The following is a 25,014-nucleotide window of genomic DNA, read 5'->3' on the forward strand; positions in this document are numbered from 1 at the left end:
GACGGACCGGCGGGGGCCCTCCCCACGCGGGCCCCCGCCGGTGTCCGCCGGCCGTGGGAACGGTCATGACCGGTAGTACTGCTCGATCGGAACGCGCGCCTCGTCGAACAGCGCCGGGCCGTCCTGGGCGACCGTCGGCCAGGCCCCGGACACCGGGTTGAGCTCGACGAGCTGTTCGGTGGCGAGCGCGAAGACGACCCGGCCGAGTCCGGAGCGGGCGATGCCGCCGCCGCACATGCCGCAGGGCTGGCAGCTGGTGTACATGGTGGTGCGGGCGGCCGTTTCGGGGTCGAGTTCGCGGGCCGCCCAGCGCGCCAGCTTCAGCTCCGGGTGGGCGCTGATGTCGTTGTCGCTGCGGACGGTGTTGTGGGCCTCGATCAGGATCGTGCCGTCCGGGGCGGCCAGCAGCGAGCCGTAGGGCGCGTCGCCCAGCTTGACGGCGTTCGCCGCCAGGGCGATCGCGCGGCGCAGGAGCTGCTCGTCGGCGGGGGTGATCACGGTGCGGTCCTCCATCGGTCGGCCACGGTGGCGATGGCCCGCCAGGCCGCGTGCGGCCGGCGGGTGTCCTCGGGATCCCCGTGGTAGGGGTCGAGCAGAACGGTCTCGGCGCCGAGCTGCCGGAGCTGGTCCAGATCGTCCAGGACCTGCTCGACGGTACCCGTGCCGGCGAGCCGCTCGGGGTCGTCGATCGGTGCGTCGGTGAGCCGAAGCGCGATGCGGGGTGCGAACCCCGGCAGCACGTGCTCCGCCAGGACGGCGCGCATGGCCGGGAGGGTGGCCCGCAGCGGGTGCCAGGCGTCGCCGAACCTGATGGTGCGCCGGACGGCGGCCTCGCTGTGGCCGCCGATCCAGAGCGGGATCGGGCCGGCGCCGCCGTCGGCCTCCTCGTCCCAGGCCTTCCGCAGGGTGGCCAGGTGCTCGTCGGTCAGCCTGCCGCGCGCCGAGTACGGGACGCCGAGCGCCTGGAACTCCTGGCGCGACCAGCCGACGCCGACCCCCAGCACCAGCCGGCCGCCGCTGAGCCGGTTGAGGGTGCCCGCCGTACGGGCCACCAGCAGTGGTTCCCGGTACGGCAGGATCAGCACGGTCGTGCCCAGCCGCACCTTGCTGGTGACCCCGGCCAGCCAGGCCAGCGTGGTGAACGGCTCGTAGAACGGCTCCGGATACCGCTCGGCCACCTCCGGGGTGACGACCACGTGGTCCGACATCATGAGGAGGCCGAAGCCGAGCCCCTCCACGACCTGCGCCCACTCGCGCAGCACGCCGGGGTCGGTCCCTGGGCCGAAGTTCGGTACGTTCACGCCTAGTTGCATGATCCGAGGCTATCTCGGCGATCATGGAGGATGGAAGATTGTTCTCCCGGTCGTCTCCGGGATCAACCATGGTTCTGCCGGTAGAATCGCGATATGGCCGTGAATCTTGACGACGTCGACTGGGCGATCCTGGGGGAGCTGCAACGGGAGGCCCGGATCTCCCTCAGCGAGCTGGGCCGACGGGTGAGCCTCAGCCCGTCGGCCACCACGGAGCGGGTCCGGCAGCTGGAGGCCGCCGGCGTCATCGCCGGCTACCACGCCGTGGTCGACCTGGCCAAGGTCGGCTATCCCGTCCTCGCCGTCGTCCGGCTGAAGTACCCGGGCAACCACCACCAGCCGCTGCGCCGCCTGCTCGCCGAGCGGCGGGAGATCCTGGAGTGCCTTCGCACCACCGGCGACGACTGCTACACCCTCAAGGTGGCCGCGACCTCCATGGAGCACCTGGAGAAGCTCATGGACGAACTGGCCGGCTTCGGCAGCACCACCACCAGCGTCGTCTACAGCCAGACCCTGCCCTACCGGGGGCCCGAGCGGCCCTGACCGACGGGCGGACGGGGTCGGCGGTGCGGGCGTCGGGCCGGGCGGGCCGGGCGGCGTCGCAGGGCCGGCCCTCAGCCGACCAGACGGCGCCGCCAGTCCAAGGGAGTGACGGTGATGGCACGGCCCGGGTCACCGTCCCACTCGGTGCGCAGGCCGACCACGTCGAGCGCGGCCACGATCTCGCGGCCGACCGCCGCCGTGGTCTCCGTGGCCCCGTCGAAACCGCCGTAGAGGAGCATCAGGCCATGGCCGGCCGCGGCGGATTCCGTGCACCGGGAGTGGAAGTAGACGAAGCCGCGGGCGCCGGGCCCGCCTTCGCCGCCGATCTCGGCCTGGCCGCAGCTGCGGCAGCAGGTGAAGTCCTCCCGGGCGGTGAGGCCCGACGCCTCCAGGGCGTTGAACGCCCGGGTGAGCCGCTCGGGGTCCGTCTCGCCCTGCCAGTCGGCCTGCTCCGCCACACGCTGGAGCCACAAGCGGTCGGCCAGTACCTGCGCCTGCTCACGGGAGACCGGCCGGCGCTCCTTGGTGACCAGGTACTCCTCGGCGAGTTCGGCCAGTTGGGCGCGTGAGGCGTAGCCGCCCACCAACTCCTCGCGGACGCGCGTCTCCAACTCCTCGCGCTCGTGATCCGTGAGGCTCAGCGGCGGAACCTCGGGTGTCGGTCCCATGTCCAGCGGTGACCATTCCAGTGCGGCGTCCCAGCCGGGTGTCCGGGCCGCCCAGCCTGCCAGTACCGCCGCGACGGCCTCCGGCTCGTCGGCCCTTGCCTCGAAGTGCCGGTCCGCGGAGCCGTCGCGGTGCTCCAGCGTGTAGTCACCACCTGTCTTGTGCCACACCTGGGCGAAGACGTCGGGCAGGTCGGGGACCGGCTGGAGCACCAGGAACCGATCGCCGTCCCCATCGATCCGCCGGACCAGCGCGGTCAGCTCGTCGGCCGTCACACGGACGTGCCGCTCCCAGTTCTCCGTCTTCACCACGATGTCGAGCATGCGAGGACTCTGGCACACCGCTCCGACAACAGGCCCGCACGGTGGCGGCCTGCGGCTCGTCATGGGCGGTGCGCGGGCATTCCGGACGGCACCCGGCCTCTCGCGGCACCGGGCCCCTCGCGGCACCCGGACTCCCGTGACCTGCCGGCCTCGGCCGCATCCTCCGGCCGGGCACGGTCCCGCCGGGTCACAGGACTTCGGTCTGCTGCGGGGTCACGTGGAAGGAGGAGTCGCCCACCTGGACGGTGTAGCCCTTCGGCGGCTCCAGGGACGTCGTCCACCAGAGTCCGGTGACCTCACCGACGGCTTCGGCCGTACCGGCGGGAAGTCCGGCGTACGGGCGGATCCGCACCCTGGTCCCCTCCGGCAGGTCGCTGCGGGAGCGGGGCGGCATGGCGGGGTGGAGTTCTCCCCGGGAGCGCAGGAACTCCGGTCCCAGCGCCCAGGGGCTGCCGTCCTCGGCCTCCACCGAGTAGACCGGCCCGCTGCGGCTGTCGGGCCCGCCCCCGCCGAGGACGCACTCGACGACCACCCCGCGCGTCCCCACGATCCCCGGCCCGAGCCGCCCCAGCTCCGGGACGGGCGGGTCCGGGGTCACCAGCTCCACCATCTCGCCGTAGGCCAGGGAGGCCCCCTCGGGCCAGGGAGTCTCGTCCGGCGGCCACCTGTGTTCGACCGGCATGACAGCCCTTCTGTTCATGGCCTCGGCAGTTCCGCTTCGGACCGGCGGTGCGGTGGAGAGCCTGAACGGTGTCAGGCCTTCTCGTCCGGGTCCACGTTCGCGAGCACCTCGCAGTCGCAGCTGCCCCCGCCGGCCTGCAGCCCGGCCTCCAGCGCGGACCATGCCACCGAGTGGGAGTCGGCCCAGGTGCGGGAGTGGCGCAGCGTGTGATCACATCCGGTGACCGCGAGCCGCTCCTCGACGTGATCGAGGAGATCGTCGAGGAGTTCCCGGTCGATCCCGAGCACGTTCCACTCATCACGCTTGCGCTCCGCCTTGTAGGAGTCACGCAGCGTCCGACGGCGGTCCCGCTCCGAAGTCATCTGTCCAACCCGCTCTCGTCCGACCCGTCGGAAGCCTAACCGCAGGACCCTCCGGTGCCGGAGAGCCGGGTCCGGGCGCCGGGCACGAAGGGATCCCCGCACCGGGGAACGGCTGCCCGGAGGCTCGGTACGAGGGCCGGGTCCGGCGTACGCGGTGCCGGCCGGGCCGCCGTCCGGCCCGTGCCGGCCGGCGGGCAATCGGGCTACCCCGGCCGTGTCCTGCTTGACTCGGCCGGCCACTGCCAACAGAGTCGATGAGCGGCGCACCCGTACCTGCGCCGGCACGATCTGCGCCTGTGCCTGCCGGGCCCGATGTCCGTCCGGCCTGGCCACTACCGGAGGGCAGCGATGGCCGAGCGTCGGGGTGGCGGGAGGCGGCAGCCGTACGCCGGGGGCGGGGTGTCCCCGGGCGGGCCGGCGCGTGCGGCCGGGGATTGCGTCGCGACCGTGAAGGCGGCCGGTGGCGATGGTCCTTGATCTTCTCCTCATCGGTACCGGCATCACGCTGGGGCCGCTGCACAACAGCGCGTTCATCCTGCTGCTCTCCTCCGAGCGCGGGGTCCGCAAGGGGCTGGCGTTCATCCTGGCCTGGCTGGCGAGCCTGGTCCTGGTGATCGCCGGCGTGCTCGCGCTGACGGGGGGCACACCGCCGGGCCGGCACACCGCCCCCTCCGCGGCGGCCGAGGCGGTGAAGCTGTCGATCGGCGTGGCGCTCGTCGTCTACGGCGAGCTCCGGCGCCGCCGGCCGAGGGGCACCCGCCGGCAGCCCAAGTGGATGACCAGGGTGGACTCCATCTCCGTCTGGACCGCCGCCGGGCTCGCCTTCCTGCTGCAACCGTGGGGGCTGGTGGGCGCGGGCGCCGCCACGGTGGTGCAGGCGAACCTCTCCGACGCCGCCACCGTGGCCCTGCTGTTCGGCTACTGCGTGCTGGCCTCCGCGAGCCTGCTGGTGATGGAGCTGTACACGGCGTTCTCGCCCGAGGCCGCCGGCGCCGCGCTGGGCAGGATGCGCCTCTGGGTGGACGGCCACCAGGAGCAGGCGATCGTGCTGATCTGCCTCCTGGTGGGCCTCTGGCTGACCGCCAACAGCATCGACCAACTCGTCAACTGAGCCGGTCCGGGACGACAGCCGGCCTTGCGGGCCCCGCCGTCGTCCCGCGCGGTGCCGGCGTAGTCCTGACGCCCGAAGAACGCGACTGTGCATTCGGCCAGGAATACGGAATGCCCGTCGGTGATTTCTACAGCTGCGGATTCCGGGGAATTGGTGGTGGCCGCAGAACTCCGGCGGGAATCACAGGAATTCGCACTGCCTCCGGACGCGGCCTGGTGTCACCTGCGGGGCCGGCCGTCGTCATGGCCGGCCGGCCGCCCGGGCCAAGCGTCAGGAGTGCTGTACGCAGTGCTGGTTGGGTGGTTCGTGTCCTCCCCCGCCGTACTCCGCCGTCGTGCGGCGGCCGTCTCGCGCCCGGCGGCCGTGCCGGGCGGGGTCGAATGCGGGCACGGCATTGCTGCTGCGGGTGGAAATTCGTGAATTCACCGGTGGATGCGGGCTGTGGTGGCTGTTAGAGTCCGCATGCGCAATTCGCGGTGGCGCGGCGAAAGGCAGATCCGAACCTGAGGATCCGCTCTCCGGCGTCGGGCATCCGCCGTGGGCCACCCGCCCCGGGCACCGTCATGCCTGTGCGTCCGTCAGCCGCGGCCGGCCGCCGATTGTGCAGCCGCCCACCGCCTGCCGTGCCCGCCTGCCGGCCGATTCACCGCCACCCGCCGGACGAACGGTCGCCCCCGCCACCCCGGGGCCGCCGTCCCGGTGGCGGGCCGCACTCGCGCGACGCCACTTCGTACCGCACCGCCAGGTCGTACTCCGCGCCCTGGAACCGGAACTGGGAGCACATCATGAGAACGGGACTTCTGAGCCGCCTGCGCACCGGGAAGGCACTGGCCGTCGGCGCCCTGCTGGTCCTGGCCCTGCCGGGCACCGCGTACGCCAACACGGTCGGTGCGACCGTGAAGACGCCCGGGGCCACGTCCGGGCCCGCTGCGACCTTCGCCGAGATATCGACCCACGCGGACTGCTCCTCCGGCCTGGTCTCCGGCGGGGGCGTCAACCAGGCCATCGGCACCGGCACGGTCTCGAACGGCAACCACGTGAACGGGACGTCGCCCAGCCCCGACGGCAGCACCGAGTACACCGGTTCGACCGGGGTGGTCGGCACCGACGTGACGCACTGGCTGGCCATCGGCGGCAGTGGCGGCGCCGTGGACAGCGCCTTCTCCACCACCCCGTACGCGGTCTGCTTCAGCAGCAACCTGATCAACCACACCCAGGTGGTGATGAACAAGACCGCCGGGCCGACCACGGCCTCGACGGTCGGCCTGGTGGTGGCCACCTGCCCGGCCAACACCCGGCTGCTGGGCGGGGGCGCGCGCACCACGCCGGCCAGCGTCGGCAGCCTGAAGCCGATCGCGAGCTACCCCACCTTCAACGACGCCGGCCACGACTACGGCCGGAAGGCGGCGGCCGACGGGGAGAGCAACCCCGACTCCTGGGCCGCGGTCGGGTGGAACGGCGGTGGCGGCGGAGCAACCAACACCACGTACGCCTACGCGATCTGCAGCGGCAGCGGGATCAGCATCGGTGGTGCCACCGTCAAGGTCCGCCACAGTGAGGTCAGCGGCCCGACCTCGGCGACCTCGGGCACGACCGTGACGGTCGGCTGCGGCGGCGGGGACGGCAAGCTGATCGGCGGCGGCGCCGCCATCAGCGGCGGCAGCGTCACGACCACCGACTTCACCGGCCCGGGGTCGGGCGGCGACCACCTCAACGGCAGCTTCCCCAGCGACTCGGGCGGCAACCCGGTCGCCGACGGGACGACCACGGCCGCCTACTGGACGGCCTGGACCCACACCGGCGGCGCGAGTTCGCCCGCCACCTACTCCGACGTCTGGGCGCTCTGCGCCGACGACGGGGTCTGATCCGGCACCGGCCGGACGTGACACCCGGGCGGACGTGACATCCGGGCGGACGTGACGGGCGCCGAGCAAGCCCGTCCCGCCCGCCCGGCGGACGCCAACCCCGCTCTCCCCCCACCCCACCCCGTACCACTGCGGACCACCGCGGGCCGGCCCCTCGCCGGCCCGGAGAGGCAGAGTCGACTCCCATGCAGCACAGCGAGAACGCCCGGACCGGCAGGGCCGGATCCCGGACGATGACGGTGGCCGGCACGGCCGGACTGCTGGCGGCCCTGATGACGCCCATGACCGCCTCGGCCGACCCGGCGACCACCGGGACCGCACCCACCCCGGCGGCGACGGCGGGCGGGGCCGGCCCCTGCGGCGCCGGTGGCGTCTTCACCGCCGCGCCGCCGACCTGCACCTGGAGCACGGCCGGGACGGACACCTTCACCGTCCCGGCCGGGGTGACCGCGGTGAGCGTCGACCTGTTCGGCGCCGAGGGCGGCGGCGCCGCCGGCTTCGTCGCCCCGAACCCGCCGAACACGGGGGCGCCCGGCGGGCTCGGCGGCGAGACCCGGGCCACCCTGGCGGTCGGGGCGGGGCAGCGCCTGCAGATCACCGTGGGCGCGGCCGGCAGCTCCGGCAGTTCCCGGCACGGCGAGTTCGCCCGGCCGGGCGGCACCGGGCACGGGGCCGGCGGCGGCGGGGCGCACGGCGGCGGCGGATCCGGCGGCGGCGGTTCGGACGTCCGCGCCGGCGACTTCGGCCCCGGCGACCGGGTCCTGGTGGCGGGCGGCGGCGGAGGGGCGGGCAACGGCGGGCCCCTGCTGCGCGGCGGCAACGGCGGCGGCCCGGTCGCGGAACCCGGCGGCCAGGGCGGCGGCCCCGAGGGGTCCGGTGTCGCCGGCGGCGGCGGGACCCAGTCGGCGTACGGTCTCGGCAGTCCCAACTCGGCACTCGGCGGCCCGGGTGTGGCCGGCGGGGACATCGACCCCAACACCGGCCTGGCCAACCCCGGCAGCGGCGGGCCCGGTGGCAACGGCGGCCGGGGCGGGAACGGCGGCGGCGGTGGAGGTGGCGGCTGGTTCGGCGGCGCGGGCGGCTCCGGCGGCGGGAACCCCGGCAACCTCTACGGCGCGGGCGGCGGCGGGGGGAGCAGCTTCGCGGCCCCGGCGGCCACCGGCGTCGCCCTTCTCCCCGGGGTGAACCACGGCGACGGCAAGGCGGTCGTCTCCTTCCGCCACGGGACGTCGCTCTCGCTCGCGGCCGGCAGTGCCACCCCGTTGTTCGGGCACGCCGTCAGCTTCACCGCCACCGTCGGCGCGGCCGACCCGGCCGTCGGCGTCCCGGGCGGGACGGTCACCTTCTCGGACGGCGCGACGGTGCTGGCGAGCGTCCCGCTGACGGCCGGCCGGGCCGTCCTCAGCACCACCGGACTGCGCCCCGGTGCGCACGCGATCACCGCCACGTACGGCGGCGAGCCGGCCTTCGGGCCGAGCGCGACGGCGGAGCCGGCCCCGGTCATCGTCGGCTTCAGCCGGCCGTGCGTCACGAGCGCGCACCTCGGGCCGCTCACCGTGGCCGCCGGTGAGTCGCTCTGCATCGGCCCCGGCGGCAGCCAGACCGGTCCGCTCACCGTACGCTCCGGCGGTGCCCTGGCCGTGTCGGGGGCGGGGATCACCGGGCCGGTCTCCGCCGACGGCGCCCTCGGGGTGGAGATCTGCGCCGCGAGCCTCACCGGCCCGGTGACCGTCCGGCACAGCAGCGGCTCCGTGCTGATCGGCTCGGCCCAGGACGGTGCGGCGGCCTGCGGCGGCAACACGGCCAAGGGCCCGCTCACCGTGGACGGCAACACCGGGGGCGTCCAGGTCTCCGCCAACACCGTGACCGGGCCGGTGCGGATCACCGGCAACAGCGGCGGCCTGCTGCCGCCGTTTCCGGCCGAGCCGGCCTTCGAGGGCAACCGGGTGACCGGTCCGGTGACGTGCGAGGGCAACGAGCCAGGGCTGCGGCAGTCGGGCAACACGGTGGACGGGCCGCACTCGGGCCAGTGCAACTGACGGCTGACGGCTGACGGCTGACGGCTGACGGATGACGGGCGGACGGGGGGAGGGGCGCCGCGAGAGCGTCGCCCGTCCCACCCGGAGGTGCGGCCGGGTCCTCCCGGCCCGGCCCCACCGCTCCCTCCCGCCGCACCCCGGCCGGGACCACCTCCGTAGCCGGCCGGCCGGCCGCCGCCCGCCCGCTCGGACGGGCAGCGGTCGGCCCGGCTCCGCGGGGCCCGACGGTCGCGCTCCGGCGCTACCGGGCGGGCGTGCCCGCTGCCGTGCCCGGCTGCGGGGCCGGCGCCGGGGCGTAGCCCGTGGGCCGGGTGGTGAAGGTCCCCCGGCCCTGGGTGCGGCCGCGCAACCGGTTCGCGTAGCCGAACAGTTCGGCCAGCGGCACGGTCGCGGTGATCACCGCGGTGCCGCCCCGGGTGGTCGAGCCGGAGACCCGGCCGCGCCGGGCCGCCAGGTCCCCGAGCACACCGCCCACGGCGTCCTCGGGCACCGTCGCGGTCAGTTCGACCACGGGTTCCAGGAGCGCCGTCGCGGTGGCCCGCAGTGCCTCCCGCAGGGCGAGCCGGCCGGCCGTGCGGAACGCCATCTCCGAGGAGTCCTTGGGATGGGTGGCCCCGTCGGTCAGGGTGACCCGCAGCCCGGTGACCGGGTGACCCCCGAGGGGGCCCTCGGCGAGGGCGTCCCGGCAGCCGGCCTCGACCGCCCGGACGTACTCCTGCGGCACCCGTCCGCCGACCACGGCCGACCGGAACTCGAAGAGCGTCCCGCCGTCCGCGCCGCCGTCGGCACCGCCCGCGCTCCCGGCGGCGGCCGCCGCCAGCGGGTCCACGTCCAGCACGACATGGGCGAACTGACCGGCGCCCCCCTCCTGCTTGACGTGCCGGTAGAGCAGCCCGGACACCGCGCGGGTGACCGTCTCCCGGTAGGAGACCTTCGGCCGGCCGACGCCGACCTCCAGCCCCTGGGCGCGGCGGATCTTCTCCACCGCGACCTCCAGGTGCAGTTCGCCCATCCCCGACAGCACCGTCTGGCCGGTCTCCGGGTCGGTCCGCAGCACCAGCGAGGGATCCTCCTCCACCAGCCGGGCCAGCGCGGCGGCCAGCCGGTCGGTGTCGGTGCCCCGCCGGGCCTCGACCGCCACCGAGACGACCGGGTCGGCCACCGAGGGCGGTTCGAGGAGCAGCGGGGCGGCGGGCAGGCAGAGGGTGGCCCCGGCGCGGGCGGCCTTCGGCCCGATCACCGCGACGATGTCCCCGGCCACCGCCCGGTCCACCTCCGTGTGCCGGTCGGCCTGGACCCGCAGGATCCGGCTGATCCGCTCGGTCCGCCGAGCGCCGGCGTCCAGCACCGCCGCTCCCTTCTCGATCGTGCCCGAGTACACCCGCAGGTAGGTCAGCCGCCCGGTGGCGGTGGAGTTCACCTTGAAGACCAGCGCCGCGAACGGCGCCGCCGGGTCGGCGGCCCGCCGCTGCTCGCCGCCGCCGTGGGTGCCGCGTACCGGGGGCACGTCCAGCGGGGAGGGCAGGTAGGCGACCACGGCCGCCAGCAGCGGTTCGATGCCCCGGTTGCGGTAGGCGGAGCCGCAGAGCACCACCAGGCCCTCACCGGTACGGGTGAGGTCGCGCAGGGCCGTGGCCAGCGTCGCCGCCGAGAGCGCGGAGTGCTCGCAGAACTCCTCCAGCGCGCCGGGGTGCAGTTCGGCCACCGCCTCCTCCAGGAGGCGCCGGCGCCGCCGCGCCTCCTCCGCCAGCTCCGCCGGCACCGGGCCCTCCACCGCGCCGCCTTGCCCGTCGGCCCAGGTCAGCGCCCGCATCCGGAGCAGGTCCACGACACCGGTGAAACCGTCCTCCTGACCGATCGGCAACTGCACCACGAGCGGGGCCGGGTGCAGCCGGCGGCGGATGGAGCCGACCGCCGAGTCGAGGTCCGCGCCCGCCCGGTCCAGCTTGTTGACGAAGGCGATCCGCGGCACGCCGTGCCGGTCGGCCTTGCGCCACACCGACTCGCTCTGCGGCTCCACCCCGGCGACGGCGTCGAACACCGCGACGGCTCCGTCGAGCACCCGCAGGGAGCGCTCCACCTCGTCGGAGAAGTCGACGTGACCCGGGGTGTCGATCAGGTTGATCCGGTGGCCGTCCCAGTCGCAGCTGACGGCGGCGGCGAAGATGGTGATGCCCCGGTCGCGTTCCTGCGGGTCGAAGTCGGTGACGGTGGTGCCGTGGTGGACCTCGCCGCGCTTGTGGGTGGCGCCGGCGAGGTAGAGGATCCGTTCGGTGACGGTGGTCTTCCCGGCGTCGACGTGGGCGAGGATGCCCAGGTTGCGGACGGTGCTCAGGGCGCCGGTGCTCAGGGTGCCGGTGGTCGTCCGGGTGCCGGTGGGACGGGTGCCGGTGGAACGGGTCTGCGGTTCGGTGCGCATGGCCGATGGCCTTTCGGGATGTTCCGGGGAGGGGGCGGCGCGATTCCCGGACGAAACGGCCTGGGGCGCAGGCCGGTCGGACCCCTGCTGCGGTGCGGCCCGGCCGGCCACCGTTCGGCCGGGGCCGTTCGCGGTGGGTCGGGCGGGCCCGGCAACGGCCGGGCAGGGGTCAGGTGTTCGTCGCGGACTTCCGGTACCGGCCGCGCAGCCGGCACCGGGCGCACGAAGACACCAGGATCACCTCGAACCGGGACGGGGGGACGACGACAGCGGTGCGGTGGCGCACGGCCGCTCTCCCCTCACTCGTCACGGGTGCGCACCGCGGGGTTCCCGGCGGTGCGTGCTTCGTCGGCGAGTGTAGGCAGCCGGGGGACGGGCGCGCACCCCAATTGAATCCGGCTGACGCTCCGTCCGGACGCGCTGCCCGCCTGGTCGTTCGGCGGCCGGGCGCCGGCCCGGCGGGCCCGCCCGGGGTGTTCAGCGGCCGAGCGCCGCCATCGCCGCGTTGTGGCCGGGGATGCCGCTGACGCCACCGCCCCGGGTCGCGCCGGCCCCGCACAGCAGCACGTTGCGGTGGGCGGTGGCGACGCCCCAGCGGTCCGACGGGTCCTCGCCGTAGGGGAAGCTCAGGTCCCGGTGGAAGATGTTGCCGCCCGGCAGGCCCAGTTCGCGTTCCAGGTCCAGCGGCGTCTTCGCCTCGATGCAGGGCCGCCCGTGCTCGTCGGTGGCCAGGCAGTCGGCGAGCGGCTCGTCGAGGTGGGCCTCCAGCGGCGCCAGGACGGCCCGCAGGGCGGCCTCCCGCCGGGCCGCCTGCTGAGCGGCGTCCCCGTCGTCCGGGAACAGCCGGGCGGGCAGGTGCAGGCCGAACAGGGTCAGCGTGTGGTAGCCCTGGGCGACCAGTTCCGGGCCGAGGATCGACGGGTCGGTGAGCGAGTGGCAGTAGATCTCGGACGGCGCTGCAGCCGGGACGCGGCCGGCCGCGGCCTCCCGGTACGCCGCCTCCAACTGGCTGTAGGACTCGGCGATGTGGAAGGTCCCGGCGAAGGCCTCGCGCGGGTCCACGGCGCGGTCGCGCAGCCGGGGGAGGCGGCGCAGCAACATGTTGACCTTCAGCTGCGCCCCCTCCGGGGCCGGGCCGGCGGGCGCCTCGCCGAGCAGCCGGGCGAGTACCTGCGGAGCGGCGCCGCAGAGCACCTGGCCCGCGCCGACGGTGTGGTCGGCGTCGCCGGACCGGAAGCTGACCTCGGCGCTCCTCCCGTCGGTGGCGACCGCCGTCACCTCGCAGCCGGTGCGCAGTTCGGCGCCGGCCGAACGCGCCGCCTCGTCCAGCGCGCCGGTCAGCGCGCCCATCCCGCCCACCGGCACGTCCCAGTCGCCGGTGCCGCCGCCGATCACGTGGTAGAGGAAGCAACGGTTCTGGCGCAGCGAAGGGTCGTGGGCCTGGCTGAAGGTGCCGATCAGGGCGTCGGTGAGGACCACCCCGCGGACCAGGTCGTCGGCGAACCACCGCTCCACGGCCTCACCGATCGGGCGCTCGAACAGTGCCTCCCAGGCCGCCGGGTCGCCCACCCGCGCACGCAGCTCCGCGCGCGACGGGAGCGGCTCGGTGAGGGTCGGGAAGACCCGCTCGGCGACCTGCCCGGTCATCCCGTAGAAGGCCTGCCAGGCTTCGAACGCGCGGTCCGAGCCGGTGAGTCCGCGGAAGGCGGCGGCCGTCCTGGCGTCGTCCCCGACATCGACCAGCAGCCCGGTGGGGCGCCCGTCGCGGGTGGTCGGGGTGTACGAGGAGATCCGCCGCCGGCGCAGCTCGACCTTCAGCCCCAGCTCGGTGACGATCTTTCGTGGCAGCAGGCTCACCAGGTACGAGTACTGGGACAGCCGGGCCGGCACGCCGGGGAAGGCCAGGGTGGAGACCGCCGCCCCGCCGGTCCGGCCGAGCCGCTCCAGCAGGAGCACGCTGCGCCCGGCGCCGGCCAGGTAGGCGGCGGCCACCAGGCCGTTGTGCCCGCCCCCGACGATCACCACGTCGTAGGAGGAGCGGGACGGGAGCTCGGGTGCCGTGTGCATGCCGCCGTCCTATCAGGGCCGCGCCGGTGTTGGCCAGAGCCTTGCGCCGATCGGGGCGCGCGGTGGCGCGGCGGTCCGGGCGCGGGGTGGCGCGGCGGTCCGGGCCGGGGTGGCGGGGCGGTCCGGGCCGGGGTGGCCGGGCGGTCCGGGCCGGGGTGGCCGGGCGGGGGTGGCCGGGGTCCGGGCTCAGTTGAGCGTGAACTCCTTCTCCTGCAACGCCTCCAGCGCCCGGGCGTACATCCGGGTCTTGATGGTGCCGACGGTCGGGCCGGCCTTGGCGGTGTGCGCGGCGGCGAGCTCGACGGCCGTCCGGCGTACCGCGTCCTCCTCGGCGGTGCGGTCGACCACCCCGGCGGCCAGGGCGTCATGGCCGCCGTAGCGGCGGGCGGTGACCATCGCCTCGTGTGCGGTCCGCGGGGCCAGCCGGGCCTGGATCAGCGCCGACATGCCGGCCGTGAACGGGATGTTGATCTCGGCCTCGGGCAGGCACCAGAAGCCCCGGTCGCCTCGCATCACCCGGAAGTCGTGGGCGAGCGAGAGCATGGCCCCGGCGGCGAAGGTGTGCCCCTGCAGGGCCGCCACGGTGACCATCGGGAGGGTCAGCACCCGCGCGAGCAGGGCCTGCACGCCGCCGACGTACTCGTCGGCCCGGTCGGCGTTGGCGAACAGCCACTCCAGGTCCAGTCCGTTGGAGAAGAACTTGCCGCTCGCGGCGGTCACCAGGGCGCGCGGCCCCTCCGCCTTCTCGACCTCGTCCAGCAGCGCGTTGACGGCGGCGAGCCAGTCCGGGTGGAAGCGGTTCTCGGTGTCTCCGATGTCCAGGACGAAGACGCCGTCCTGACGGTCGAGCGTGGGCATGACTGCTCCTCGGTCCGGGGCGTGGCGGGCAGCACGGCGCCCACGGAGTTACTGGTGGGTAACCATGCTGCACGGCATCGTACAGAACCGGGCCCCGGTTGTCCCCGGTCCGGCGGGCCGGCCTTGGAGCCCGCCCGCCACCCCGGTCGGCCGCCGCTCGCCCGGCCCGGCGCCCCGGCCGCCGCCCGCGTCCCCGGCCCCGCCTCACGACCCGTCGGCGGGCCGGACCTCCTGCAGCAGGCCCCAGGTGAAGTCCGCCGTCAGGGTGCGCGGGGCGCCCGTCGGACCGGGGGCGGTGAAGTCCAGCCGCCACCGCGTCGGCGCGCTGCCCTCACGTGGCACGGCGGGCGGGAAGGCCCCGGCCACGTCCGACACCACGCAACTCCACGGGGTCAGGTCGGCGACGGTCCGCAGTCCGGGCGGGGCCGAGCCGCCGGCCCGGACCAGCCATTCGTTCAGGACCGGGCCGACCCCGCCGCCGGGGCTCCCCGGGCCCAGCAGCACCTCGAAGCGCAAGTCCGGCCAGAGCGGGAGCAGCCACTGCCGGGCCGTGTACGCGAGGTCACCGATCCGCAGCGGGCGGCTCGACTCCGCCGGACCGAGCACCAGCGCGAAACGGCGCGCCCCGCGCGGGAAGCGGGGCGCGCGGGTCATCGCCTGCCAGCGCCTGTTCGCCTCCCGCAGCTCGGCCCGGGAGCAGCCGAGCCGGCGTACCGCCTCCTCGACCAGCCCGGGGTTGAAGTCGGCCATCCGCCGCAGCAGCACCAGCTGGAACTGCGTCGTCCCGAAACCCTGCAGCGCCATCCGGCCAGGCTAGCCACCTCGGTGCCGGCACGCCCGGGTACGCCCACCCCGGAGGACCGGCCCGCTCGCCGCCGGCCCGGCCGTCGGTCACGGCAGGATGGCGTCCACGTACCCGCCGTCGACCCGGACCGCCGCGCCGGTGGTCGCCGACGCCTGCGGCGAACTGAGGTAGACCACCAGGTTGGCGATCTCCGCCGGTTCGATCAGCCGGCCCAGCAGCGACTGCGGACGGTACTCCCGCATGAACTCGCGCTGCGCCCGCTCCCAGGGCAGGTCCCGGTCGACCAGCGAGTACACGAAGTCCTCGATGCCCTCGGTGCGGGCGGGGCCGGCGATCACGGAGTTCACCGTCACCCCGCTGCCGGCCGCCGCCTTCGCGAAGCCTCGCGACACCGCGAGGAGGGCGGTCTTCGACATGCCGTAGTGGATCATCTCGGTGGGGATCACCACGGCGGAGTCGCTGGCGATGTTCTGGATCCGGCCCCAGCCCCGTTCCGTCATCCCCGGCAGGTAGGCGCGGATCAGCCGGACGGCGCTCAGCACATTGGTCTCGAAGTACTCGCGCCACAGGCCGTCGTCGATGTCCAGGGCGGGCGTGGGGCCGAAGATGCCCAGGCTGTTGACCAGGATGTCGGCCTGCGGGACGGCCTCGCACAGCTGCTCGGCGCCCTCGGCGAGGGTCAGGTCGCCCGCCACGGCGGACACCGCCGCCGCCGGGACGGTATCGCGCAGCCGCTCCTCCGCCCGGCGCAGCCGTGCCTCGGAGCGCCCGGTGAGCACCACCCGCGCCCCGGCCCCGGCCAGCCCGGTCGCGATGGCCAGGCCGATGCCCTGGGAGGAGCCGGAGACGACCGCGGTCCGGCCGGCCAGATCGATCTGCACACGTACTCCCGGGTCGAGCGGGGCCGGGGAGACTGCTGCTCCCACCGTCGTGACCAGTGTGATCAACAGGCCTCGGGATCCCGGCGCGCCGCGCCGCAGCCGGGGCGCCGCCGATCAGGTCGGACGTCTCGGGTCGGACGTCTCGGGTCGCACGTCTCGGGCCGGCGTCCTCGGGCCGGCAGGCGGCCGGGGGAGCGCCGCGGCGCTCGCGGCGGGCCGGGGGTTCCCGGGCCGGGTGCTTGCGTGATCCGGCGGGCGGAGAGATGGTGGAGGGAGCTGATCAGCGCGCTCCGCGAGGACGGAGCCGACCCGGTGGCCGGCCGAGAGCGCGGCCGTCGAGGTCCAGGTGAAAGTACGAAATTTCTCGAAGTTCTGAAGGTTACGAAGTTCCTGAAGGCCTGAAACAGAAGTATTTTGAAGGCCTGACACAGCAGAGCAGGCCCGAAGCAGAAGAGCAGGAGCTCCGCCGAGGCGGAGCCGCGCCGGACATCCAGGGCGGGAGCCCGCAGCTCCGGCAGGGACCGCTGTCACGGCCCCGTGAACCATCTCCGCCGGGGGCGGAGGGGTTGGAGGCCCGGCCGGAGAGCCGGGCCTTCGCCTTGGGCCCGCGTGCCCGGCCCCGGGCCGCCGGCCCCGGGCCGGCCCCTCGTGGCCCGGTCCCACCGGGCCGTCGCCCGGTAAGCGGCCGCGGCGGCGGGTCCGGATTACCGGATCCGCCCGGCAGTCGACAGGATGGGGTCATGACCGAGATCCACACCCCCCGGCTCGTCCTCCGCCGCTGGACCGACGACGACCTCGTACCCATGGCGGAGATCAACGCGGACCCGGAGGTCATGCGCTGGATCGGCGACGGCTCGGGGTACGACCTGGAGCGGACGGCGGAGGCGATCGAGCGCTGGGAGGAGGAGTGGGACGAGGAGGGCTTCGGCCTGTTCGCCGTCGAGCTGCTGGCCTCGGGCGAACTGGCCGGCTTCACCGGCCTCTCGGTGCCCGACCGCCTGCCCGAGCTGGGGTCCGTGGTGGAGCTCAGCTGGCGGCTCGGCCGGCAGTTCTGGGGGCAGGGCTACGCCTCGGAGGCGGCGCACGCCGCGCTGGAGTTCGCCCTGGAGGACCGGGGCCTGGACCGGGTCTTCGCCGTGGTCCGCTCCGGCGACGAGGCCTCCCGCAGCGTCGTCGCCAAGCTGGGCATGGAACTGGTCTCCGAGACCAGGGACCCCGAGTCCGGCCACCCGCTGCAGGTGCACGCGATCGACCTCACCGAGTACGCCTGACCTGCCCGCACCCTGCCCGCACCCGGCCCGCACCCGGCCCGCACCCGGCCCGGGACGACCGGGCCGAGCGGCCCGACAACCGCGCCGCCGGACGACCGGCCCGTAGCCCGCGGCCGGGTCGGCCCGTAACTCCCGGCCGGCCCGGGCCGCAGTTCTCGGCCCGCCCGGCCGAGGGGCCTGCCCGTCACCCGTTCGACCCATCGGCCGGGCCCGTGCAGGCCGGGCAGGCCGGGTAATCCTGCCGTACCGACGTGTCCTCCTTGACTCGGCCGACCCGGGCCCGCACGCTCCGGAGAAGGCGTCCGGGCCGGGCCGGGCCACCGCCGGGCCGGGCCCGCGTCCGTCCCGGCCGGTTCGTCCGACCACGCGGGCGCGCGGAGGCCCTACGTGACCACCGACGAGGTCCTCATCGGTGTGGGCCTGACCCTGGCGCTGGCCGTCGGGTCGCAGATCCTGGCCGGCCGGCTGCGGGTCCCCGCTCTGGTGGTGCTGCTCCCGGTGGGGTTCGCCGCCGGCGCCCTGTTCGACGACCTGGACCCGCAGCGGCTGCTGGGCACCGCCTTCTCACCGCTGGTCTCGCTGGCCGTCGCGGTGATCCTCTACGACGCCGGCCTCGGCCTGGACCTCAGAAAGCTGAAGGGACACATCCCGCGGGTCGTCGTCCGGCTGATCTGGGTCGGCGTGCTGGTCACCTGGCTGATCGGGACGGCGGTCGCGATGCCGCTGCTCGGCCTGGACCGGCGGTCCGCCTTCATGCTCGGGGCGATCCTGGTGGTGTCCGGGCCCACCGTGGTCGGGCCGCTGCTCGCCTTCGTCCGCCCCAAGGACCGGCTGCAGCACATCCTGGTCTGGGAGGGCTCCCTGATCGACCCGGTCGGCGGTATCCTCGGCGCCCTCGTCTTCCACGTGGTCGCCACCGGGTCGGGCGTCCGGTTCCGGACCGGCGCGCTGCAGTTCCTGGCCAGCGTGGGGACCGGGCTGGCCGGCGGGATCGCCGGGGCCGCCCTGCTCTGGGTGCTGCTGCGGGTGCTGAGGCTGGGCGAGGTGCTCGGCACCACGGCGCAGCTCGCCGCCGTGATCGGGGTGGCGGCCGTCAGCGACGTCCTGCGCGACGACACCGGGCTGATCACCGCGGTGGTGATGGGCCTGGCCGTGGCCAACATCAGGGCCTTCGACGGCCCGGCCCGGCGGCCGTTCTTCGAGACGCTGGTCAGCCTGATCCTCGGGCTGCTCTTCATCTCGATCTCGGCCACCGTCACCCCGGACTCGCTGCGGGACGTCGCGTTCCCGGCGCTGCTCCTGGCCGTGGTGCTGGTGGTGGTGGCGCGGCCGATGGTGGCGTTCCTGTCGACCCTCGGCACCGACCTGCCGGGCGCCGAGCGGGCCTTCGTCGGCTGGATGGCACCGCGCGGCATCGTCGCCGCGGCGACGGCCTCGACGTTCTCCGCCGGACTGGTGGCCAAGGGGATCGGCGGCGCCCAGCGGATCCTCCCGGCGACCTTCGTGGTGATCGTCGCGACCGTCACGCTGTACGGTCTGACCGCCTCGCCCGTCGCGCGCCGGCTGCGGGTCGTCCGGCCGTCCCGGTCGCGCCCGCTGCTGGTCGGCGGCGACCCGTGGGTGGTCGACCTCGGGCTGGCGCTGCGCTCGGCCGGTCTGGAGGTGCTGATGTGGGCGGGCCTGGAGCAGCAGCGCGAACGCATCGGGCGGGCCGGCCTGGAGCTCGCGCCGGGGGAGCTGCTGGCCGCGGCCACCGGGGAGGGCGCCGAGCTGGAGGGCATCACCGCGGTCTACCTGCTGACCACCGAGGACGACTTCAACGCCCTGGCCACCGCCGTCCTGCGGGCGGGCGTCGAGGCCTCCGTGCACCGCGTCGGCGCCCCGCGCGACAGCCTCGGCGTGGTGGCGCCGTTCATCGGCGGCGAGGTGCTGTTCGGCGCCGGCCTGACGGCCTCGGCGCTGATGCGGCGGCACGAGGCCGGGGCGGTGGTGGTGACCAGGCCGGCCGGTCCCGAGGTGCCCGACGGGTGGGACGTGCTGTTCGTGGTGCGGCGCAACGGCCGGCTGGACCCGGTGACGGAGGCGCAGCGGCCGCTGCCCGGGCCGGGCGACTCGCTGGTGCTGCTGACCCCGGCGACCGGCCGGCCCGTCGGCCCGCCGTCCTGACCGGTCGTCCGTGCCCCGCCGCGTGCCGTCCGGGGCCGGTACCGGACGCCACGGCGGGTCAGCCACCCCCGCGGGCCGGCCGGGCCGCTCCGTCGGCCGCCCGGCCCAACCGGTGGCGCAGCGCCGCCGCGAGCCGGTCGGCCTCCTCCTCGTCGACGGCCAGCACGCCCTGCGTCCCGGTCATCAAGGCGTAGTACTCCTGCCGCTCGTACGGGACGCCGGGCGGCAGCGCCGCGACGTGCCAGTGCACGTGCGCGTACCCCTGGTTGCTGCCCAGGCTCAGGAGGTAGAGGCGCTCGGCCGGGACCACGCGGGCCAGCGCGGACGCGACCCGGTGGACGGCCGCCTGGAGGGCCAGGTAGGCCTCCTCGCTGAAGCCGCGGACGGCGTCCTCGACATGCGCCCGGGGCACGACCAGCAGCTTGCCGGGCAGCGTGGGGTACCGGTCGAGGAAGGCGACATGGGTGCCGTCGTCGTAGACGATCCGGTGCTCGTAGCCCGGCTCGCCGGCGAGCATCGCGCAGATGAAGCAGGGCCCCGACCGGGCCCGCTCCCGGTACGCGACGGGGTCGAAGGCGGACCGGGGCCCCGCCTCCGTCCGGTCGGCGGGACCTCCGGCGGGCCGGTCGCTCACCCCGGCCACCCGGGCGTCGAGAGCCCGCGGCCGAGGGCGATCTCGCCGAGGGCCCGGGCGGTGTACGGGACGACCTGCTCCGGCAGCCCGTCCAGCGGCCACCAGCGCAGTTCGTGGCATTTCTCCGGCTCGCGGTTGCTCACCTGCCCGGTGTACACCACCGGGCGGAAGAACAACTGGAGCCGGCCCTCGGTGTCGTCGGCGTCCAGCTGGTGCAGCACGTGCAGGAGCTCCAGGCCGGCGGGGTCGATCCCGATCCCCAGCTCCTCCCGGGCCTCGCGCGCCGTGCCGGCCGTGATGCTCTCGCCCGGCTCCAGATGGCCGGCGGGCAGGTGCCAGCAGCCGTCGGCGAAGGAGGAGTTGCGGCGGCGGCCGAGCAGGACCAGGCCGTCGTCGACGATCACCAGGTGCAGGCCGATCCCGGCACGGTACGGTCCGGCCGGGGAGGTCCGGGTCGCGGGGAGCACCGGCCCTGGCTCCGCGCCGGGCGCCGTTGCCGGCCCCGGCTCCGGGTGGTCGGCGGCCGCCGCGGACAACTGGTCGGATGAGATGGACATCTGTTCCGCCCTCGTACGGGAGTGTGGTCGGACACCGTCACCGTAGGGAGCGCCGGGCCTCCGCCGGAACGCCTTGCCGGACCTGCCACACGATCAGGTGAGGACGGCCGGGCGGCATTGACCCGCCCGGCCAGCCCCGGGCCGGCCGGGGCGTCGACCAGTCTGGGCGTCGACCCGCCGGGGTTCGTGGACCCGGCCGGCCCGGTGGATCTGCCACGCCCTGTTCATCATCGGGAACTGCCCCCGGCCGGGGCCGCGATGTACTCTGGACCTTCGTCGTCACGGCAGTTGAGACAGGTCGACCATGCGAACTCGCGCACAGCGCTCCGAGCGGGCCCCCTTCGGGCACCCGCCGCTGCCGCACGCCGCGAACGGTCGTCCGGCTGCCCGTCCCCGCCGCTCCACCGGGGGGACGGCGCTCGTGCGCCGGCGCTGGATCGACGGGGTCGGCTCACCGACCGGCCTCTGTCGCCCGTGACCCCCCGTCACCTCTTCGCCGGGACACCCCGCTAGCGAACACCGCCGGTTCCGCCGGGCCGCCACGCCCCGGCGCGCCGCGGCCCGCCTCCCCCGACCGTCCCGTCCGCCTCCGGTCCGGCGGCGCAGGCCGCGTCGTCGGACCGGGTCGCCGGGCCCACGGCGCCCCGGAACCGGCGCCCGCACCAGATCGAGGAAGAAGTCCGCATGCCTGTTCCCGATGCTCTCGTCCCTGACGCGCTCGTCGCCGGTCCGCCGTCGTCCGGGCCCCTGCCGTCCGACGGGGCCGTCCCCCCGTCCCGCCCCCGGAACGGCACCGGGACCCATCCGCTGGACAACGCCGTGCGGGCCGCCCTGCTCGGCCCGCACGCGCACCTCGCGGAGCGGCAGGGCCAGGTGCTGCGCTACCCGGCCGACGTCTCGCCGTTCATCGCCCTGCCCGAGCACTCCGACGAGTCGGTCTGGCGGGACGTCGCGACCCTGCTCGGCCCGGGCACCGTCGCCGTGGTCACCGGGGTCCGCAGCACCCCGCCGCCGGACTGGGAGGTCCTGATGGACGGAGGCGGGGTCCAACTGGTGGACGAGGGCGTGGCCGCCGCCCCCGATGCCGAGGCCGTGCCCCTCGGGTACGCCGACGTGCCCGAGATGCTGGACCTGGTGGCGCGCACCCAGCCCGGCCCGTTCCTGCCCCGCACCGTCGAACTCGGCAGCTACCTCGGCATCCGGCGCGGCGGACGGCTGGTCGCGATGGCCGGCGAGCGCCTGCACCCGCCGGGCTGGACCGAGATCAGCGCCGTCTGCACGGACGCCGAGCACCGGGGCGAGGGGCTGGCCACCCGGCTCGTGCACGCCGTCGCGGCCGGCATCCGGGCCCGCGGCGAGACGCCCTTCCTGCACGCGGCCGCGAGCAACACCAACGCGATCCGGCTGTACGAGTCCCTGGGCTTCCGGCTGCGCCGCGACACCAACTTCCTCGCCGTCAGAGTCCCCGGCACGCCCACCGGCTGACCCGGGCGGCACCCGAGCCGGCCACCGACCACCACCTGAACAGCCCAAGACGAGGAGCACACCGATGAGCCTGACACCGCGCTACGCCGACGCCGTCGACACCACCACCCACGGTGAGTACCGGATCAACCGGACCCCGGGGGACGAGCGGCCGCTCTACCGCTTCACCGGGCGGATCACCGCGGACGGGAGCAGCGGGTTCCGCGCCGAACCCGGCCGCTACCACGTCTACGCGGGCTGGTTCTGCCCCTGGGCCCAGCGGGTCACCATCCAGCTGGCGCTGAACGGCCTGGAGGACGTGGTCTCCGTCTCGTACGTGGACGGCGCGCGGGACGGTCGCGGCTGGGCCTTCCGCGAGACCCACGGACCGGACCCGGTGAACGGCTTCACCCTGCTCCGGGAGGCCTACGAGGCGACCGAGCCCGGGTTCGACGGGCACATATCGGTGCCGACGCTGTGGGACCGGGAGACCGGGCGGATCGTCAGCAACGACTTCGCCGGGATCGGGATCGACCTCGCCACCGAGTTCGGCGGGTGGAGCAACGGCGCGGACCACTACCCGGCCGAGCTGCGCCCGCGGATCGAGGAGCTCGACTCCTGGCTCGGCCCGGCGGTCAACCGCGGGGTGGGCGCCGCCGCCGGCGAGGGCCCCGCCGCCGAGGCGGCCCGGGCCGAGCTGCTGGCGGCCTTCGCCGAACTGGACAAGCTGCTCGGGCAGCAGCGCCACCTGCTCGGCGAGCGGCTCACCGAGGCGGACGTGCGGCTCTGGGTGACCCTGGCCCGCTACGACGTGGCGTCCAACGCCGGCCGCGCGATCGGGCCGGCCCTGGACGCCTACCCGAACCTCTGGGCCTACGCCCGGGACCTCTACCAGCGGCCGGCCTTCGCCGGCACCACGGACTTCGCCACCTTCGCCCGCCCGGGTGCGGCGCTGCCCGACTGGAACGCCGCGCACGACCGCGAGGCCCTGGCGGCCGCCGGGGCGTGACCGGGCGCCGGACGCCCGCGGGCACCCGCCGGGGGCGTCCGGCCCGGCCGGCCGGTTCAGTGGACGGTCTTCGGTCCCGTTCCCGGTCCGGCGGCCGGGGCCAGCAGTGGTGAGTCGCTGCCGGCCAGCATGACCCGGGCCACCAGTTCGGGGTCGTCGCCCATCGGGACGTGACCGCAGTTCACCAGCGGCACGAAGCGTGCCGCCGGCGGCAGCAGGCGGGCCCGGCGGCCCTGGCCGTTGAGCAGCAGGCGGTCCCGGGTGCCCCAGGCGATGGTCACCGGGACCTCCGGCGGGAGGTCGGCCGGGAACCGGGAGGCCAGCTCGCCGCCGCCGGCGTGCAGGGTCTGCCGGAAGCCCGGGGCCTCCAGCAGCGCCCGGGTGTCCAGCATCAGCTCGTGCGGGTCGAGCAGCTCGGGCCGGCCGTAGATCATGCCGAACATGGCCTTCCGGCCGAGCGGGTGCCGGGCGAGCCCGGCGCGCAGCGGTTCGGGCGTCCGGGCGGCCAGCCGGTGCAGGTTGAGCACCCCGGAGGCGTACAGGAAGCCGGCGCGGTGGAAGAACCCGGCGGGTGACAGCGCGGTGGCCGAGGAGGCCAGCCCGTGCCGCACGGCGTGCAGGGTGAAGAGCCCGCCGAGCGAGTTCCCGGCCACGTGCGGCCGCTCGACCCCGATCGACGCCAGGAAGTCGCCGAGCACCGTCATGGCGCTGTCGACGGTGTAGGGCATCCCGGCCGGCAGCGGTGGGGAGGCGCCGAAGCCGGGCAGGTCGACGGCGATCACCTCACGCTCGCGGGCGAGCAGGTCGAGCACCGGCTTCCAGCCCTGGTGGCGGTGTCCGATGCCGTGCAGGAGCAGCAGCGGGGGGCCGTCGCCCCGGCGCTCGTGTACAAGGTCCATGGTGAGGAGCCTAGGGCCAAGTTACCGGCGGGTCACCCCCTTGTGAGAATTTCCGTCAACAGCCCCGCCCGGGCCGCGGCGCCGTCCCCGTCCCACCCCCGGGGCAAGGGCGCCCCGCCGTGCCGCGCCCGCCGCACCAGGTCGGCGGCGGCCGCCGGCCACTCGGGGTACGAGAAGCCGAAGCCCGCTTCGAGCAGCCGGCCGGGGGTCACCCGGCGGCTCTTCAGCAGGAGCTCGGTGTCCGAACGCAGGACGAAGGCCCCGATCTCGGCCATCCACCGGGTGGCGGGCAGGCCCACCGAGATGCCCCGGGCCACGCGGATCGCCCGCATGAACTCGCGCTGCGGCAGGGGCGTGGGCGCGGTGACGTCGACCGGCCCGGTGAGGTCCTCCCGGTCCGTCAGGAACTCGACGGCGCGGACGAAGTCGCTCTCGTGTGGATCCACGACATGTACTGGCCGCCGCCCGCGAGCGGTCCGCCGAGGCCGGATCGCGCCAGCCGCAGCAGCGAGTCGAAGGCGCCGCCCCGGTCCGGGCTCATCACCATGCCGGTGCGCAGAGCGACCTTGCGGGTGTGCGGGGTGGCGGCCAGCTCCTGGGTCCGCTCCCAGGCCTCGGCGATGCGGATGCTGTTCGCCCAGTGGGCCGGGGCGTCCGGCTCGGTGCCGCCGATCAGGCCGGTGGCCTCGTCGTTGGGCGCGTCGGACCGGTGGGCGTAGACGGTGGCCGTGCTCATCTGCAGCCCGATCCGCGCCGACCGCTGCGCGCCGACGCTCCGGCGAGAGGTCCGTCGAGCCGTGCCCGCCGCCGACGCTGCATCAAGTCCCCGGCCGGCGGGCCGAAACGCCGAAACCTTCCCTTCATGCCGGGGGGACCGGCCGGAAACACCCGCTGCCTAGCGTTCCCGCCAGCAGTGCGGGCCGCGTACGGACGGCCCCGGGGGCGGCGCGGGGAGGCGTGCCGAGGAGGGGCCGCCGGGGCCCGGGGCCGGCCACCGGTACGGCGTACGGACGGCCCGGCGCCGCGTCCCCGCCCGGGGCCCGGCCGCACCTGATCATGGAACCGGCCCGCGCCGGCCGCGCG

Annotated in this window: 21 protein-coding genes and 1 pseudogene; 8 read left to right on the forward strand and 14 right to left on the reverse strand. The window is 75.3% G+C overall.

Going from position 1 to position 25,014, the window contains the following annotated elements:
- Positions 1–63: 63 nt before the first annotated feature.
- Positions 64–498, reverse strand: coding sequence for a nucleoside deaminase (locus IE329_RS22885; protein ID WP_190212887.1), 435 nt, complete (start codon positions 496–498; stop codon positions 64–66).
- On the reverse strand, positions 495–1,313 hold the full coding sequence (locus tag IE329_RS22890; RefSeq protein WP_190212833.1) for an LLM class flavin-dependent oxidoreductase: 819 nt from the start codon (positions 1,311–1,313) through the stop codon (positions 495–497). Before IE329_RS22890 ends, IE329_RS22885 begins: the two co-directional genes overlap by 4 nt.
- Before the next feature lie 93 nt (positions 1,314–1,406).
- On the opposite strand from IE329_RS22890, the gene IE329_RS22895 reads away from it, so the two are divergent.
- Positions 1,407–1,853 (forward strand): Lrp/AsnC family transcriptional regulator, encoded by a 447-nt coding sequence (locus IE329_RS22895; protein ID WP_190212834.1) that lies wholly within the window; start codon positions 1,407–1,409, stop codon positions 1,851–1,853.
- A 71-nt stretch (positions 1,854–1,924) separates the two neighbouring features.
- On the opposite strand, the gene IE329_RS22900 is transcribed toward IE329_RS22895, so the two are convergent.
- The 3 genes from IE329_RS22900 to IE329_RS22910 all read right to left on the reverse strand — a co-directional run bounded on the left by IE329_RS22900 (position 1,925) and on the right by IE329_RS22910 (position 3,886).
- Positions 1,925–2,842, reverse strand: coding sequence for a DUF6891 domain-containing protein (locus tag IE329_RS22900; RefSeq protein ID WP_190212835.1), 918 nt, complete (start codon positions 2,840–2,842; stop codon positions 1,925–1,927).
- Positions 2,843–3,029: 187 nt separating this feature from the next.
- Positions 3,030–3,524: a hypothetical protein gene (locus IE329_RS22905; protein ID WP_190212896.1), complete on the reverse strand. Its 495-nt coding sequence runs from the start codon at positions 3,522–3,524 to the stop codon at positions 3,030–3,032.
- A 71-nt stretch (positions 3,525–3,595) separates the two neighbouring features.
- Positions 3,596–3,886 (reverse strand): DUF2695 domain-containing protein, encoded by a 291-nt coding sequence (locus IE329_RS22910; protein ID WP_190212836.1) that lies wholly within the window; start codon positions 3,884–3,886, stop codon positions 3,596–3,598.
- Positions 3,887–4,352: 466 nt separating this feature from the next.
- Between IE329_RS22910 and IE329_RS22915 the strand changes: the two genes are divergently transcribed.
- The 3 genes from IE329_RS22915 to IE329_RS22925 all read left to right on the forward strand — a co-directional run bounded on the left by IE329_RS22915 (position 4,353) and on the right by IE329_RS22925 (position 8,901).
- Positions 4,353–4,997 (forward strand): GAP family protein, encoded by a 645-nt coding sequence (locus IE329_RS22915; protein WP_190212837.1) that lies wholly within the window; start codon positions 4,353–4,355, stop codon positions 4,995–4,997.
- Positions 4,998–5,782: 785 nt separating this feature from the next.
- A complete protein-coding gene (locus tag IE329_RS22920; RefSeq protein WP_190212838.1) occupies positions 5,783–6,862 on the forward strand; it encodes a hypothetical protein in 1,080 nt (359 codons plus the stop codon).
- 185 nt (positions 6,863–7,047) lie between these two features.
- Complete coding sequence (locus IE329_RS22925) at positions 7,048–8,901, forward strand: Ig-like domain-containing protein (RefSeq protein ID WP_190212839.1); 1,854 nt, start codon at positions 7,048–7,050, stop codon at positions 8,899–8,901.
- Between the two features lie 241 nt (positions 8,902–9,142).
- Here IE329_RS22925 and fusA read toward each other — a convergent pair whose 3' ends face one another.
- The 5 genes from fusA to IE329_RS22950 all read right to left on the reverse strand — a co-directional run bounded on the left by fusA (position 9,143) and on the right by IE329_RS22950 (position 15,931).
- Complete coding sequence (fusA, locus tag IE329_RS22930; protein ID WP_190212840.1) at positions 9,143–11,320, reverse strand: elongation factor G; 2,178 nt, start codon at positions 11,318–11,320, stop codon at positions 9,143–9,145.
- A 477-nt stretch (positions 11,321–11,797) separates the two neighbouring features.
- Complete coding sequence (locus IE329_RS22935) at positions 11,798–13,387, reverse strand: phytoene desaturase family protein (protein ID WP_190212841.1); 1,590 nt, start codon at positions 13,385–13,387, stop codon at positions 11,798–11,800.
- 186 nt (positions 13,388–13,573) lie between these two features.
- Positions 13,574–14,245, reverse strand: coding sequence for an enoyl-CoA hydratase-related protein (locus tag IE329_RS22940; protein WP_190212842.1), 672 nt, complete (start codon positions 14,243–14,245; stop codon positions 13,574–13,576).
- Positions 14,246–14,449: 204 nt separating this feature from the next.
- Positions 14,450–15,049 (reverse strand): hypothetical protein, encoded by a 600-nt coding sequence (locus tag IE329_RS22945; RefSeq protein ID WP_190212843.1) that lies wholly within the window; start codon positions 15,047–15,049, stop codon positions 14,450–14,452.
- 87 nt (positions 15,050–15,136) lie between these two features.
- On the reverse strand, positions 15,137–15,931 hold the full coding sequence (locus IE329_RS22950; RefSeq protein ID WP_190212844.1) for an SDR family NAD(P)-dependent oxidoreductase: 795 nt from the start codon (positions 15,929–15,931) through the stop codon (positions 15,137–15,139).
- A gap of 740 nt (positions 15,932–16,671) precedes the next feature.
- Between IE329_RS22950 and IE329_RS22955 the strand changes: the two genes are divergently transcribed.
- Both IE329_RS22955 and IE329_RS22960 read left to right on the forward strand, forming a co-directional pair.
- Positions 16,672–17,202: a GNAT family N-acetyltransferase gene (locus IE329_RS22955; RefSeq protein WP_190212845.1), complete on the forward strand. Its 531-nt coding sequence runs from the start codon at positions 16,672–16,674 to the stop codon at positions 17,200–17,202.
- Between the two features lie 387 nt (positions 17,203–17,589).
- Complete coding sequence (locus tag IE329_RS22960; RefSeq protein ID WP_190212846.1) at positions 17,590–19,368, forward strand: cation:proton antiporter; 1,779 nt, start codon at positions 17,590–17,592, stop codon at positions 19,366–19,368.
- Between the two features lie 58 nt (positions 19,369–19,426).
- On the opposite strand, the gene IE329_RS22965 is transcribed toward IE329_RS22960, so the two are convergent.
- A complete protein-coding gene (locus IE329_RS22965) occupies positions 19,427–20,002 on the reverse strand; it encodes an HIT family protein (RefSeq protein ID WP_229927678.1) in 576 nt (191 codons plus the stop codon).
- The gene (locus IE329_RS22970) at positions 19,999–20,559 is read right to left on the reverse strand and encodes an NUDIX hydrolase (protein WP_190212847.1); all 561 of its coding nucleotides are present in this window, start codon (positions 20,557–20,559) and stop codon (positions 19,999–20,001) included. Before IE329_RS22970 ends, IE329_RS22965 begins: the two co-directional genes overlap by 4 nt.
- Positions 20,560–21,243: 684 nt before the next feature.
- Between IE329_RS22970 and IE329_RS22975 the strand changes: the two genes are divergently transcribed.
- Together IE329_RS22975 and IE329_RS22980 are read left to right on the forward strand one after the other, a co-directional pair.
- Positions 21,244–22,044, forward strand: coding sequence for a GNAT family N-acetyltransferase (locus IE329_RS22975; RefSeq protein ID WP_190212848.1), 801 nt, complete (start codon positions 21,244–21,246; stop codon positions 22,042–22,044).
- 64 nt (positions 22,045–22,108) lie between these two features.
- Positions 22,109–23,032, forward strand: coding sequence for a glutathione S-transferase C-terminal domain-containing protein (locus IE329_RS22980; RefSeq protein WP_190212849.1), 924 nt, complete (start codon positions 22,109–22,111; stop codon positions 23,030–23,032).
- Between the two features lie 56 nt (positions 23,033–23,088).
- Here the strand turns inward: IE329_RS22980 and IE329_RS22985 are convergent, their stop codons facing one another.
- Positions 23,089–23,931 carry an alpha/beta fold hydrolase gene (locus tag IE329_RS22985; protein ID WP_190212850.1) on the reverse strand — a complete coding sequence of 281 codons (843 nt, stop codon included), beginning with the start codon at positions 23,929–23,931 and terminating at the stop codon, positions 23,089–23,091.
- Between the two features lie 32 nt (positions 23,932–23,963).
- Positions 23,964–24,682, reverse strand: a pseudogene (locus IE329_RS22990) (DUF1731 domain-containing protein); the annotation flags it as partial.
- Positions 24,683–25,014 lie beyond the last annotated feature (332 nt).

It is taken from the genome of Kitasatospora indigofera (assembly GCF_014655955.1).
GTDB classification, from domain to species: Bacteria; Actinomycetota; Actinomycetes; order Streptomycetales; family Streptomycetaceae; genus Kitasatospora; species Kitasatospora indigofera.

Bases quoted from the DNA above. Each gene is read 5' to 3' on its own strand.
- IE329_RS22890 (WP_190212833.1), bottom strand. From the start codon at position 1,313: ATGCAACTAGGCGTGAACGTACCGAACTTCGGCCCAGGGACCGACCCC.
- IE329_RS22895 (WP_190212834.1), top strand. From the start codon at position 1,407: ATGGCCGTGAATCTTGACGACGTCGACTGGGCGATCCTGGGGGAGCTG.
- IE329_RS22900 (WP_190212835.1), bottom strand. From the start codon at position 2,842: ATGCTCGACATCGTGGTGAAGACGGAGAACTGGGAGCGGCACGTCCGT.
- IE329_RS22905 (WP_190212896.1), bottom strand. From the start codon at position 3,524: ATGCCGGTCGAACACAGGTGGCCGCCGGACGAGACTCCCTGGCCCGAG.
- IE329_RS22910 (WP_190212836.1), bottom strand. From the start codon at position 3,886: ATGACTTCGGAGCGGGACCGCCGTCGGACGCTGCGTGACTCCTACAAG.
- IE329_RS22915 (WP_190212837.1), top strand. From the start codon at position 4,353: ATGGTCCTTGATCTTCTCCTCATCGGTACCGGCATCACGCTGGGGCCG.
- IE329_RS22920 (WP_190212838.1), top strand. From the start codon at position 5,783: ATGAGAACGGGACTTCTGAGCCGCCTGCGCACCGGGAAGGCACTGGCC.
- IE329_RS22925 (WP_190212839.1), top strand. From the start codon at position 7,048: ATGCAGCACAGCGAGAACGCCCGGACCGGCAGGGCCGGATCCCGGACG.
- fusA (WP_190212840.1), bottom strand. From the start codon at position 11,320: ATGCGCACCGAACCGCAGACCCGTTCCACCGGCACCCGTCCCACCGGC.
- IE329_RS22935 (WP_190212841.1), bottom strand. From the start codon at position 13,387: ATGCACACGGCACCCGAGCTCCCGTCCCGCTCCTCCTACGACGTGGTG.
- IE329_RS22940 (WP_190212842.1), bottom strand. From the start codon at position 14,245: ATGCCCACGCTCGACCGTCAGGACGGCGTCTTCGTCCTGGACATCGGA.
- IE329_RS22945 (WP_190212843.1), bottom strand. From the start codon at position 15,049: ATGGCGCTGCAGGGTTTCGGGACGACGCAGTTCCAGCTGGTGCTGCTG.
- IE329_RS22955 (WP_190212845.1), top strand. From the start codon at position 16,672: ATGACCGAGATCCACACCCCCCGGCTCGTCCTCCGCCGCTGGACCGAC.
- IE329_RS22970 (WP_190212847.1), bottom strand. From the start codon at position 20,559: ATGTCCATCTCATCCGACCAGTTGTCCGCGGCGGCCGCCGACCACCCG.
- IE329_RS22975 (WP_190212848.1), top strand. From the start codon at position 21,244: ATGCCTGTTCCCGATGCTCTCGTCCCTGACGCGCTCGTCGCCGGTCCG.
- IE329_RS22980 (WP_190212849.1), top strand. From the start codon at position 22,109: ATGAGCCTGACACCGCGCTACGCCGACGCCGTCGACACCACCACCCAC.
- IE329_RS22985 (WP_190212850.1), bottom strand. From the start codon at position 23,931: ATGGACCTTGTACACGAGCGCCGGGGCGACGGCCCCCCGCTGCTGCTC.